General features: G+C 71.0%; 8 protein-coding genes. 4 read left to right on the top strand and 4 right to left on the bottom strand.

All coding sequences use genetic code 11. The annotated features are described in order from the left end of the window. Positions 1–22 precede the first annotated feature (22 nt). From fdhD to AC3AGO_RS03765, 3 genes are read right to left on the bottom strand one after another with little or no spacing between them, the layout of a single operon-like run. On the bottom strand, positions 23–859 hold the full coding sequence (fdhD, locus tag AC3AGO_RS03775; RefSeq protein ID WP_487818661.1) for a formate dehydrogenase accessory sulfurtransferase FdhD: 837 nt from the start codon (positions 857–859) through the stop codon (positions 23–25). 50 nt (positions 860–909) lie between these two features. Next, complete coding sequence (locus AC3AGO_RS03770) at positions 910–2,124, bottom strand: MFS transporter (protein WP_487818660.1); 1,215 nt, start codon at positions 2,122–2,124, stop codon at positions 910–912. Between the two features lie 3 nt (positions 2,125–2,127). Next, a complete protein-coding gene (locus tag AC3AGO_RS03765; protein WP_487818659.1) occupies positions 2,128–4,473 on the bottom strand; it encodes an FdhF/YdeP family oxidoreductase in 2,346 nt (781 codons plus the stop codon). A 742-nt stretch (positions 4,474–5,215) separates the two neighbouring features. Here AC3AGO_RS03765 and AC3AGO_RS03760 point away from each other — a divergent pair. Continuing rightward, positions 5,216–6,391: a molybdopterin molybdotransferase MoeA gene (locus AC3AGO_RS03760; protein ID WP_487818658.1), complete on the top strand. Its 1,176-nt coding sequence runs from the start codon at positions 5,216–5,218 to the stop codon at positions 6,389–6,391. 81 nt (positions 6,392–6,472) lie between these two features. Here the strand turns inward: AC3AGO_RS03760 and AC3AGO_RS03755 are convergent, their stop codons facing one another. After that, a complete protein-coding gene (locus AC3AGO_RS03755) occupies positions 6,473–7,918 on the bottom strand; it encodes a sugar porter family MFS transporter (RefSeq protein ID WP_487818657.1) in 1,446 nt (481 codons plus the stop codon). A 514-nt stretch (positions 7,919–8,432) separates the two neighbouring features. Between AC3AGO_RS03755 and AC3AGO_RS03750 the strand changes: the two genes are divergently transcribed. The 3 genes from AC3AGO_RS03750 to AC3AGO_RS03740 all read left to right on the top strand — a co-directional run bounded on the left by AC3AGO_RS03750 (position 8,433) and on the right by AC3AGO_RS03740 (position 12,717). Then, complete coding sequence (locus AC3AGO_RS03750) at positions 8,433–9,455, top strand: LacI family DNA-binding transcriptional regulator (protein ID WP_487818656.1); 1,023 nt, start codon at positions 8,433–8,435, stop codon at positions 9,453–9,455. A gap of 345 nt (positions 9,456–9,800) precedes the next feature. After that, positions 9,801–11,474 carry a glycoside hydrolase family 32 protein gene (locus tag AC3AGO_RS03745; RefSeq protein ID WP_487818655.1) on the top strand — a complete coding sequence of 558 codons (1,674 nt, stop codon included), beginning with the start codon at positions 9,801–9,803 and terminating at the stop codon, positions 11,472–11,474. Between the two features lie 259 nt (positions 11,475–11,733). Continuing rightward, positions 11,734–12,717, top strand: a complete 984-nt coding sequence (locus tag AC3AGO_RS03740; protein ID WP_487818654.1) for a Dyp-type peroxidase — start codon at positions 11,734–11,736, stop codon at positions 12,715–12,717. Positions 12,718–12,723 lie beyond the last annotated feature (6 nt).

Raw genomic sequence — 12,723 nt, 5'->3', positions numbered from 1 at the left:
GGTGGCGCGGAAGCCGCGGCGGTCAGCTCGCCGGAAGGGGATGTACGCGCTCGACCCCGGCGTAGACGTTCATCGAGGCGCCGCGCAGGAAGCCGACCAGGCTCAGGCCGCTCTCGTCGGCGAGGTCGACGGCGAGCGAGGAGGGCGCGGAGACGGCCGCCAGCATCGGGATACCGGCCATGACGGCCTTCTGCACGAGCTCGAAGGAGGCCCGGCCGCTGACCATGAGGACCGTCCCGCGCAGCGGGAGCAGCCCCTCGCGCAGGGCGTGGCCGACGACCTTGTCGACGGCGTTGTGCCGGCCCACGTCCTCGCGCAGGCACAGCAGTTCACCGTCCGGCGTGAACAGTCCCGCCGCGTGCAGCCCGCCGGTGCTGTCGAACACCTTCTGTGCGGCCCGCAGTTTCTCCGGCAGCGCGGACAGCGTCCCGGGACCGATACGCAGCGGATCCTGGTCAACAGTCCAGCAGGCCGAGGTGCGTACGGCGTCCAGGCTGGCCTTGCCGCACAGTCCGCACGAGGACGTGGTGTAGAAGTTCCGCTCCAGCGACGCGTCCGGCGGGGCCACGCCGCCGGCGAGGACGACGTCGACCACGTTGTACGTGTTGCTGCCGTCCTCGGTGGCGCCCGCGCAGTAGCGGATGCCGGCCACGTGCGCGCCGGCGTGCACCACGCCCTCGCTCACCAGGAATCCGGCCGCGAGGTCGAAGTCCGCGCCGGGGGTGCGCATGGTGACGGTGAGCGCCTTGCCGCCCACCCTGATCTCCAGCGGTTCCTCGGCGGCCAGGGTGTCGGGGCGGTGGGAGACGGTCCCTTCGCGGATCCGGAGCACCCGCCGCCGTACGGTGACGCGGCCCATGGTCGTGGTCCTCTCTCTTCGGGCCCCTTTCGGCACGAGGGGCGGTGGAGTCAGTGGCTGTGTGCCGTGGGCCGGTCCGCGGTGCCGCGCCGGACGGGAAGGTGCCGGCGGCTGTGCCGTGCGGTGATCACCAGGAACAGTAGGCCGACGAGGGCCAGCGCTGCCAGCAGCGCCGGATAGGGTGCGGCGCCCGCGGTGACGGCGAGCAGAAGCGGCGTCAGAAAGCCGCTGTAGGTGGCCCCCTGATAGAGGGAGGCCGCGGTGGACCGGTCCCGGTCCGGTGCCAGCCGCTCGATCTCCTTGAGCCCGGAGGCCAGCGTCAGACCGTGCCCGGCGCCCAGGAGGACCGCCGCCGCCAGCACCAGCGGCGGGGAGGTGCGGGCGACGGCGAGCGCGCCGACCAGCAGTCCGGCGATCACGGTGGCCATTGCGGTGAGTGTCGCCCGCGCGCTGCCCGCGTGATCCAGCCAGGCGGCCAGCGGCTGTACGGCGATGCCCACGCTGATGGTCAGCGCGGTCACCAGACCGCTGAACAGCGGGGCGTAGCCGGGCACTTGACCGACCACCAGCGGGGGCAGGACGACGTACGACACGGTGGCCGCGGCGAAGACCGCCGGGCCGGCGGGCAGCACCACCCGTACGAACCGCGGATGCCGTATCGCCGACCGGCCTGCCGGGCGCGGGGGGCCGTGAGGCGGCGCGGTCTCCGGCGCGCCCCAGGTGGCCGGCAGCATCAACAGGGCCAGCAGCGCATGGGTCAGGCCCGGCAGCACGGTGGGCAGGGGCAGCCATTCGGCCAGCAGCCCGGCGGACAGCGCCCCGGCGGCGAAGCCCGCGCCTGTGGCGTACGTTCCCCGGCGTGCGGCAGCGCCCGGCCGCGAGCCGGCCGACAGCTCCCGCAGCCACACACTGCCCGCCGCCAGCAGCACTCCGGCCGCGAAACCGGTGGCCGACCGGCTGACGTAGACGGCCTCTTGGGACACCTCAGCCAGGGCCAGCAGCATGCTGGAGAGGGCCGAGAGCGCCAGCCCGTACCGTACGACGCGGCGCCGCCCGTACCGGTCGGCTGCCGGGCCGCCCAGCAGCAGCCCGGGGACGAGTCCCAGGAGATAGACGGTGAACATGGCGGCCACCGGCAGCGCGGACCAGTGCAGTTGGGTCCGGTAGACGACGCCGAGCGGAGTGAACTGATTCGCGCTCCAGCCGGCGGCGCACACCGCGGCAGCCGCCGGAAGCCAGGCGCGCACCGTGGGGGAGGCGGGCATACGTCAGACGGCCTCGCCCACGCGTCGGTCCTCGTCCATGTGCGCGTCGTCGGTGACCGGGTCGGGCTCGTCGGCGGGTTCGAGGCGGATGATGATGCTCTTGGAGGTGGGCGTGTTGCTGATGTCGGCCACGCTGTCGAGGGGGACGAGCACGTTGGTCTCCGGGTAGTAGGCGGCCGCCGAGCCGCGGGGGGTGGGGTAGGCGACCACCCGGAAGGCGGGGGCGCGGCGCTCGCTGCCGTCGTGCCACACGCTGACCAGATCCACGAGATCGCGGTCGGCCAGACCGAACGCCTCCAGGTCCCCGGCGTTGACCATGACGACGCGGCGGGCGTTGTGGATGCCGCGGTAACGGTCGTTCATCGCGTAGGGAATGGTGTTCCACTGGTCGTGCGAGCGCAGCGTCTGCAACACCAGGTGCCCGGCGGGAGCTTCGAGCATCGTGAAGTCGTTGCAGGTGAAGACGGCCTTGCCGCTCGGTGTCCGGAAGACCTTCTCGTTGACCGGGCTGGGCAGGTTGAAGCCGCCGGGCCGGTCGACACGGGCGTTGAAGTCCTCGAACCCCGGCACAACGCGCGCGATGCGCTCGCGGATGGTGCCGTAGTCCTCCTCGAACTGCTTCCAGGGGATGGACACCGCGTCTCCCAGGGTGTTTTGTGCCAGGCGGCCGATGATCGCCACCTCGCTCAGCAGTGCCGGTGAGGCCGGGTCCAGCTTGCCGCGCGAGGCGTGCACGTCACTCATCGAGTCCTCGACGGTGACGAACTGCTCGCCGCTCGCCTGGATGTCCCGGTCGCTGCGCCCCAACGTCGGCAGGATCAGCGCGATGTCGCCGCAGACCGTGTGCGAGCGGTTGAGCTTGGTCGAGATGTGCGCGGTCAACCGGCAGCGGCGCAGCGCCTCTTCGGTGAGGTCGCTGTCGGGGGTGGCGCGTACGAAGTTGCCGGCGACGCCCACGAACACGTGCGCCCGGCCCTCGTGCATGGCCCGGATGGCGTCGACGGAGTCCAGGCCGTGGTGGGAGGGCGGGGTGAAGGCGAACTCCTCGCCCAGCGCGTCGAGGAAGGCCTGCGGCACGCGTTCCCACACGCCCATCGTGCGGTCGCCCTGCACGTTGCTGTGGCCGCGCACCGGGCACACTCCGGCGCCGGGCTTGCCGATGTTGCCGCGCAGCAGCAGGAAGTTGACGACCTCGCGGATGGTGGGCACCCCGTGCTTGTGCTGGGTGAGCCCCATGGCCCAGCACACGATGACCTTCTCGCTCTTCAGGACGCGGTCGTGCACCTGCTCGATCTCGTCGCGGGTCAGCCCGGTGGCGGCGAGTACGTCGTCCCAGTCGGCCTTGCGGGCGCGCTCGGCGAAGTCCTCGAACCCGGTGCTGTGCGCCCGGATGAACTCATGGTCGAGCACGGCGCCCGGCGCCGCGTCCTCGGCCTCCAGCAGCAGCCGGTTGAGGATCTGGAAGAGGGCGAGGTCACCGCCGGGGCGTATCTGGAGGAACTGATCGGCGATCGACGTGCCGCGGCCGACGATCCCGCGGGCCTTCTGCGGGTTCTTGAAGCGCATCAGCCCGGCCTCGGGCAGCGGGTTGACCGCGATGACCTGCCCGCCGTTGCGCTTGGTCTCCTCCAGCGCGGACAGCATCCGGGGGTGGTTGGTGCCCGGGTTCTGGCCCACGACGAAGACGGTGTCGGCATTGTGGATGTCGTCCAGGGACACGCTGCCCTTGCCGACGCCCAGCGTCTCCTGCAGCGCTGAACCGCTGGATTCATGGCACATGTTGGAGCAGTCCGGCAGGTTGTTGGTGCCGAAGGCCCGTGCGAACAACTGGAGCAGGAACGCCGCCTCGTTGTTGAGCCGGCCGGACGTGTAGAAGAGCGCCTCGTCGGGGGAGTCGAGCCGGCGCAGCTCCTGGGCGAGCAGGCCGAGCGCCTCGTCCCAGCCGATCGGCTCGTAGTGGGTGGCGCCCGGGCGCTTGACCATCGGCTCGGTCAGCCGGCCCTGCTGGTTGAGCCAGTAGTCGGACTTGCCGTCGAGTTCGGCGATGGAGTGCTCGCGGAAGAAGTCCGCGGTGACGCGGCGGGTGGTCGCCTCGTCGTTGATGTGCTTGGCGCCGTTCTCGCAGTATTCGTTGAGGGGGCGCTTGCCGGGGGCGGGGTCGGGCCAGGCGCAGCCGGGGCAGTCGATGCCCTTCGCCTGATTGATGTTCAGCAGGGTCAGCGCGGTGCGCCGCACGGAGGTCTGACCCAGCGAGTACTCGATCGCGTGGGTCACCGCCGGCAGACCGGTCGCCCAGGTCTTCGGAGGGGTGACGGACAGGTCGTCGCTCGGATCCTGCAGAGTGCCCATGTCTGTTCCTGTCTCTTTCCGCTGCCTTCGCACAAACGAGGTGCGTCCTGTCAGCGGAGAGCGAGCGATATTCCGTACCGGAATACGCCTCCGTGTCTCCCCGCTGTCACCCGGACTTTCACCGCGGCCTGTTCCCTGAAGAGTCTGAATCGTGCACTCGGGTACGGTGGGACGGCCCGCAGAAATCCGAATTCCGCTACCTGGAAAGCTTCCTCCATATGCCGGCGCACGGTCAAAGAGGTCCCCCCGATTGCTTGATCGGCGACGCCTATCAGGGGGATGCTTTCCGTGTGGTTTGTGCAGTAAAGGACGGGAATGTTCTGGTCAAGGCTGGGCGATTTGCACCCGGTGTCACGCACGCCACACCGTCCAGAATGCGATACGCGGCAGAGTGCGGGCCCGGACAGGCGCCGCCTATCAAGTAATCCAGCGGGCCTCTTTGACTTCCCCGTCGGAAGGGCGCAGCGTTGCCCTGCTGTCGGAATACTGGCACCCCACTCACGGAAAGCGTGAACCTCGTACGGTTTCCGCCCTGTGACTGTAGCGTGCCCGCCGGGAAACGACGCCCGACGGAATCCGTACGGCACATCCGTACGCGCATTCCCGGCACGCCCGGGAAAAGCAACAGCCGCCCGGCACCGGAACGGGAAGGGCACACGAGAACCACATGAACCCATCACCCACTCCCACCCGCCCGCCCCGTCCCACGACACGCACCGGACACGGCGCCCACCCTCGGGACATGGCCTGGGACCGCGCCCGGTCGGTGGCAAGCAGCAGCGCCGGCGCGCCACTGGAGGCCGTGCACCGCGAGCTGGACACGGCCCTCGGGCACGTACTCGCCACCCCCGTCGGGGCGTTGAGCGATCTGCCGCCGTTCCGCGTCTCCGCGATGGACGGCTGGGCCGTCGCCGGAGAGGGGCCGTGGACGCTGCACGGCGCCGGAGTGCTCGCCGGCCGGCAGCCGTTTCCGCTGGCCCCGGGCGCCGCGTGTCCCATCGCGACCGGCGCCCGTGTGCCGCCGGGCGCCACCGCCGTCCTGCGGCGGGAGCACGGCGAGGCCGACAGCGCGGGCACCCTCCACGACCGCTCCCCGCAAGGAGCGCGCGACGGCCGGGACATCCGGGCGCAAGGGGAGGAGTGCCGCTCCGGGCAGGAGCTGCTGCCGGCCGGTACGGCTGTCACTCCTGCCGTCGTGGGTCTGGCGGCGGCCTCCGGATACGACCGGCTGCTGGTCCACCGGCGTCCGCGGGTCGAACTGCTCGTCCTCGGCGACGAGTTGCTGCACTCCGGCCCACCGCGCGACGGGGCCGTCCGCGACGCCCTCGGCCCCCTGCTGCCGCCCTGGCTGGAACGCTGCGGCGCGCAGGTCGTCGAGCGCCGTCCGGTCGGCGACGACCCCGGCCTGCTGCGGGCCACCGTGGACGACTCGGACGCCGACGTCCTGGTGACCACCGGCAGTACGGCCGCCGGACCGGTGGACTTCCTGCACACGGTCCTCGCACAGGCAGGCGCCCACCTGGCGGTCGACGGCGTCGCCGTACGGCCCGGGCATCCGATGCTGCTCGCCCACCTGCCGGCCGCCGGCCGGCGACCGCGCCTCCTGATCGGCCTGCCGGGCAACCCGCTGGCTGCCGTGGCCGGCGCGGCCACCCTCGCTCTGCCGGTCCTGCGCCGGCTCGCCGGCCACCCCGACCGCGCACCGCACCGGGCAGCCGCCGCGGCGGACTGGTCCGGACATCCGCGCGATACCCGCCTGCAGCCGGTGCTCTTGACGGAGGGTCAGGCCACGGCGCTCCCGTACGACGGCCCGGCAATGCTGCGAGGGCTCGCCCTGTCCGACGCACTCGCGGTCATCCCGCCCGGTGGCGTCCGTACGGGCACTCCGGTCGAGTTGCTGGAGGTCCCGGGACAGTGACGACCCGTCGGTTGTACGCGCCCCGGACTCCGCGATGCTCTGACGCGAACACCGGGGCGCGTACGCCTTTTTGAGGTGCCGTCAGCTCGGCTGCTTCGCGCCCGCCTCGGGCGCGTCGGCGCCGGAGACCGGCGAGCTGTCGCCGCGCAGCGTCTCCGAAATGTCCTCCAGGCTGCGGCCCTTGGTCTCCGGGAGCTTGCGGTGCAGGTAGAGGAGGCCGAGGACGCCGAACGCGCCGTAGAGCCAGAACAGTCCGGTGGGAGTCAGGGCGCTGATGGTGGTCAGGACAGTCACGGAGATGACGAAGTCCAGGCCCCAGTGCGTCACGTTGCCGAAGGACGAGGCCTTGCCGCGCACCGCCGTCGGGTAGATCTCGCTGTTGATGAGCCAGATGCCCAGCCCCAGGCTGGGCGCGAACGCGCCGATGTAGAGGCACAGTCCGGCCACCAGCATCGCTCCGGAGGCGGGCTGCCCGCTGTTGCCGAGGTAGAGCGCGCCGAGCAGGACGAGGGAGAGGACGACGACGGCCGTCCCGCCGAGCAGCAGCGGACGGCGTCCGACGCGGTCGACGAGGAGCAGGGCGATCCCGGTGGCCGCCATGTTGACCAGCCCGATGCCGATCGAGGACAGGATCGCTGCCGAACTGCCGAACCCTGCCTGCTGGAGCATGGTCGGTGCGTAGTAGATGACGGCGTTGACGCCGACGAGCTGGTTGGTGGCCGCGACGACCACGCCGAGCAGGATCGCGGGGCGCATGGCAGGGCGCAGCAGGTCGCGGTAGCTGGTGCGGGACTCCTGCGCGGTGAGCGACTCGATCTCGTACAGCTCCTCGTCGGCCTCCTCCGGGGAGCGGGTGCGCAGGAGGACGGCGCGGGCCTCGTCCCGGCGTCCGCGGTTGAGCAGCCAGCGGGGGCTCTCCGAGAGGCGGTACACCCCGGCGAGCATGGCGAGCGCGGGGACACAGCCGAGGCCGAGCATCCACCGCCACCCCTGCAGGCCGTCGAAGGCGAAACCGACGAGGTACGAGACGAAGATGCCCACCGTGATCATGAGTTGCTGCAGCGAGACGAGCCGTCCGCGGCTCTCCTTGGGCGCGATCTCCGCGATGTAGGCGGGCACGGTGAGCGACGAGGCGCCGATCGCGAGGCCGAGCAGGACGCGGGCGGCGATCAGCACGGTGACGTCGGGTGCGGCGGCCGAGCCGAGAGCGCCGACGGTGAAGACGGCGGCGGAGCCGAGCAGGGCCCCGCGGCGTCCGATCGCGTCGGTGACGGCGCCGCTGACCAGGACGCCGGCTATCGCGCCGAGCAGCAGGGAGGCCACGGTGACCTGCTGCATTCCGGTGGAGAGGTCGAATTCGGGCGTGATGAAGAGCAGGGCCGAGGAGATGATCCCGGTGTCGTAGCCGAAGAGGAATCCGCCCAGGGCGGCGACGGCGGAGGCGCCGAGGACGGCACGGCGCGATGCGGCGGGGGACGGCCTCCGCGGTGGGGGAGTGGCCTCGGCTGCGGAGTTGAGGGAGGTCATGGCGGCTCGCTTCGGCTGGTGGGTGAAGGGTTTCGATGCGGCCCGGTCCGGCTGGTGGCGCCGGGGTCAGGGCCGTGAGCGGGACAGGTTCGTGCGCTGGCTCGTTGGCAGGGCGGGTTCGTGCGCTGGACGGGGCCGTTGGCAGGGCAGGTGTGCCCCGCTGCCGCGCCGGTCGGCTCGGCGTGACAGCGGGCGCATGCGGTGTGCGGGGTGTGCGGGCATGCGGGTGTGCACGTCCGCGGGTGTGCAGGCGTGCCGTACGTGGTGGTGCTCTCCGTGCGTGTGCTGCTGTGCGGCAGGCGCCGCCGTGCCGGGTGGCGGCACGACGGCGATGCCTCGACGGCCGCCGACTCCCGCCGCAGGTGGCGCGGAGGGAGCCCGGTCGGGGAAGCAGCCGTTCAGCCAAGGATGGTGCTGCACCGCGACGAGATGCGCAAGCGGTTGCGCAAACGCTTTTCTGGAATGCGCCGTCGCGTAGCATCCCAGGCAGCCGGCACACGAGGAGCAGCAGCGCATGGCAACGATGGCCGAAGTCGCACGTCAGTCAGGGGTCTCGATCTCGACGGTGTCCCACGTCCTCAACGGCACGCGCTTCGTGAAGGAGGAGACCCGTACCCAGGTCCTCGAAGCCGTCCGTGCCACCGGCTACGTCGGCAACACCGTCGCCCGCTCCCTGGCGACCTCCAGCACCAAGACCCTCGGACTGGCCGTCTCCACGGTCACCAACGTGCACTTCGCGCAGCTTCTCTCCACCATCGACGCCACCGCCCGCGCCGCCGGCTACGCCCTGGTCATGGTCGACACCCACGACGACCCCGCCGAGGAGTTCCGCCTCGTCCAGAATCTGCACCAGCGGCGCGTGGACGGCCTGTTGCTCGCCACGGCCACCGGGCCGCGCGGCCCCGCGCTGCGCTACCTCAAGGAGAGCGGGCTGCCCACCGTCCTCCTCGACCGCTGCGCCAGCCCCGCCTTCGACCAGGTCGGCACCGCCGGCGTCGAGGCCACCGCGCGCCTGGTGGACCACCTCGCGGACTGCGGGCACACGCGCATCGGCATGATCTCCGGGCGCCGCGGCGTACGGACCACCGGTGAGCGTGTACGGGGCTGGCGGCGCGGAATGGAGCGGCGCGGCCTGGAGGCGGCGGACGATCTGGTCGTGTCCGGCAACGGCCAGGCCCTCGCCGCCCAACAGGCCGTCGAGCAGCTGCTGTCCGGCGAACGGCCCCCGACGGCGCTGGTCGTCGGCAACAACCACATGACCATCGGCGCGCTGCGCGGTCTGCGCCGGATGGGCCGCAAGGTGCCGCGGGACGTGGCGCTCTGCGCCTTCGACCAACTCGAATGGGCCGACCTCATCGAGCCCCGACTCACGGTCATCGCCCAGCCCTTGGAGCAGATGGGCGCGACGGCCGTACGGATGCTCGTCGAGCGGATCGCCGACCCGGGCGGGGCGCGGCAGACAGTCCTGCTGGAGTCGTCCCTGCTGCACGGGGATTCCTGTGGCTGCGGGCACGTGCCAACTCCGCCGCCGGGCTGAGCAGTTGGCGACCTGCGTCCTTCCGGCAGCCTGAGGGCGTCAACCGGGCAGCCGCTCCCATGAGTTCACTCACGAACTCACTCCCATGAGTTCACCCACGAACGTCCCGCCTCTGGACACCCCGTCCGCCGGCACTTACAGTCGCTGATCATTCGTGCCCGCTCCTGAGGGCACCCTCCGTGCGATACGGCCGCGTTCGTCGGCAACGGCCGCAGCCCTAGAGCGTCTTGCCAGTGTGTTCCGGTCCGTCGGGGACCGTTGATGCGGCAGGCGCTGCCATGTCACCACGACTGTCAGCAGTGCCGTACGCGCCACCGCGCCGCACTGCTGCGGAGGAGAGCCGCCGTGTCCGAAGAAAGCCCGCACATCCACCGCAACACCCCCGCCCCGGCACCCGTTTCCGGCCGTACGCCGGACCGTCCGGCACTCACCCGGCGCCGCATCCTCGCCGCCTCGTGCGGAGTGGTCGGCGCGGGCGCGCTGGGCGCCGTGGGCTCCGGCCTCACGCCCGCGCCGGGCTTCACCGCCTCCGCCACCGCGGCCGCCGCGCGCTCCGGCGAGCTCTACCGGCCCCAGGTGCACTTCTCTCCGGCCCGCAACTGGATGAACGACCCCAACGGGCTCGTCCACCACAACGGCACCTACCACCTCTTCTTCCAGTACAACCCGGAGGGCGCCACCTGGGGCAACATGTCCTGGGGCCACGCCGTCAGCACCGACCTGACGCACTGGCGCGAACAGGACGTCGCCATCCCCGAGGACGACACGGAGATGATCTTCTCCGGCAGCGCCGTCTTCGACAGCGACAACACCAGCGGCCTCGGCACCGCCGACAACCCCCCGCTCGTCGCCATCTACACCAGCCACCTCCAGGACGGCAGCCGCCAGCGGCAGTCCCTGGCCTTCAGTACCGACGGCGGCGAGAAGTGGACGAAGTACGAGGGCAACCCCGTACTGGACATCGGCGCCAAGGACTTCCGCGACCCGAAGGTCTTCTGGCACGCGGCCACAAAGCGCTGGGTGATGGCCGTGGCGCTCTCCCTCGACTACAAGATCCAGTTCTACTCCTCTCCCGACCTCAAGAACTGGACCCACCTGAGCGACTTCGGCCCGAGCGGGGCGACCGGCGGGATATGGGAGTGCCCCGACCTGTTCGAGCTCCCTGTCGACGGGGACGCGGGGAAGAGCCGCTGGGTCCTGATCGTGAACCTCAACCCCGGTGGCCCGGCCGGGGGTTCGGCGGGCCAGTACTTCCTCGGGGACTTCGACGGCACCACCTTCACCGCCGACACGAGCGGCCCCGGCACACGCTGGCTCGACTTCGGCGCCGACTGCTACGCGGGCGTCACCTACAACAACGTCCCCGGCGGCCGCCGCGTCCTCGTCGCCTGGATGAACAACTGGCTCTACGGCGAGCGCATCCCCACCGACCCCTGGCGCAGCGCCATGAGCGTCCACCGCGAACTCACCCTGCGCAGCGCTTCGGCCGAGGAGGGCGGTGCGGTCCTGGTGCAGCAGCCCGTCGCCGAGCTGGAGGGCCTGCGCGGCCGTACGCTCGCGCAGCTGAAGGGCAAGAACGTCGAGGCGGGCAGCACGCCGGTGCTCGTACGCGACACCGGCCTCTCGTACGAGGTCGAGGCCGAGCTCAGTGCGGCGGACGGCACCCGGCGCTTCGGCCTGGAGGTCCGCGTCGGGAACGGCCACCGCACCCGGGTCGGCTACGACGCGGACAGCGGCGAGCTGTACGTGGACCGCACCGCGTCCGGCGTCATCAACTTCGACGAGAAATTCCCCGGCGTCCACCGTGCGCCGCTCGCCCTGCCGGAGGACGGCAGGCTGCGGCTGCGGATCCTCGTGGACGCCTCGTCGGTCGAGGTCTTCGCCCAGGGCGGCCGGGTCTGTCTCACCGACCAGATCTTCCCCGGCGCCGCGGACACGGGCCTCCAGGCGTTCGCCGATGGCGGCACGGCCCGCATCGAGACGCTGGTGGCCCGGGAGTTGAAGCCGGCACGAAGCTGACGGACAGCCACACCGGCCGGAGGGGACCGCGGTCTCCTCCGGCCGTTTGCTGCCCGAATCCGTTCCTGTGCGTACGGGACGCGTCGGCAGCGGGCCCGGCGGCCGGCGGGGAATGCTGGAATGCTGGGCACGGGTGATTCACGATAGCTGCGCAGGCCGGGCGGGTAACCGTGGAGGGTGTCCGCCGTCGGCGTCCCCGTCCGGAGTACCCGACCGATTCTCTGCCCCGTTGTGCACATCTCATGAGGAGGATGCGTCCGTGGCCGATTCGCAGCTTGTCATTGTTCCGCCGCCGAGGGCCGCGGTGTTCCTGGTGGCCACACTGGAGCCGGGCGGGGAGAGCGGGGTGCGCGACCTTCTGGAGGATGTTTCCGGACTGCGCCGCTCGGTGGCCTTTCGCGCCCCGGATGCCGCACTCAGCTGCGTGGTCGGTATCGGATCGGCCGCCTGGGACCGGCTTTTCAGCGGGCCGCGGCCGCGGGAACTGCATCCGTTCGAGGCGCTGGAGGGGCCGCGCCACCGCGCTCCCGCCACCCCCGGGGATCTTCTGTTCCATGTGCGGGCGCAGCGCATGGACCTGTGCTTCGAGCTGGCGCGGCTGCTCGCCGAGCGGCTCGAAGGAGCGGCGAGGGTGGTCGACGAGGTGCACGGATTCAAATATTTCGACGAGCGCGATCTGCTCGGTTTCGTGGACGGCAGCGAGAATCCCGAGGGAAATCTGGCGGCCGATTCCGTCTTCGTCGGTGACGAGGATCCCGAGTTCGCCGGAGGCAGCTACGTGATCGTGCAGAAGTACGTGCACGACCTGGCGGCCTGGAACGCGCTGCCGTCGGACGAGCAGGAAAAGGTCATCGGCCGGACCAAGATGGAGAATATCGAGCTGTCCGACGAGACGAAGCCCGTCGACTCCCATGTCGCGCTGAACACCGTCACCGACGAGGACGGCACCGAACGCAAGATCGTCCGGGAGAACATGGCGTTCGGCAGTATCAGCGAGGGCGAGTTCGGCACGTACTTCATCGGCTACGCGCGCACCCCGGAGGTCACCGAACAGATGCTGAGGAACATGTTCCTCGGGGACCGGCCGGGCGTACACGACCGGATTCTCGAATTCTCCACGGCCGAGACGGGGAACCTGTTCCACGTGCCGACGGAGGACTTTCTCGACGACCTTCCCGATGCCCCCGAGGGGGCGGCGGAAACCGGCGGTTCCCTCGGAATCGGCAGCTTGAAAGGAGCCTGACGATGA

It is taken from the genome of Streptomyces sp. BL1 (assembly GCF_057628045.1).
This window is presented reverse-complemented; position numbering and strand designations above follow the sequence as displayed.

Bases quoted from the DNA above. Each gene is read 5' to 3' on its own strand.
- fdhD (WP_487818661.1), bottom strand. From the start codon at position 859: ATGGGCCGCGTCACCGTACGGCGGCGGGTGCTCCGGATCCGCGAAGGG.
- AC3AGO_RS03770 (WP_487818660.1), bottom strand. From the start codon at position 2,124: ATGCCCGCCTCCCCCACGGTGCGCGCCTGGCTTCCGGCGGCTGCCGCG.
- AC3AGO_RS03765 (WP_487818659.1), bottom strand. From the start codon at position 4,473: ATGGGCACTCTGCAGGATCCGAGCGACGACCTGTCCGTCACCCCTCCG.
- AC3AGO_RS03760 (WP_487818658.1), top strand. From the start codon at position 5,216: ATGGCCTGGGACCGCGCCCGGTCGGTGGCAAGCAGCAGCGCCGGCGCG.
- AC3AGO_RS03755 (WP_487818657.1), bottom strand. From the start codon at position 7,918: ATGACCTCCCTCAACTCCGCAGCCGAGGCCACTCCCCCACCGCGGAGG.
- AC3AGO_RS03750 (WP_487818656.1), top strand. From the start codon at position 8,433: ATGGCAACGATGGCCGAAGTCGCACGTCAGTCAGGGGTCTCGATCTCG.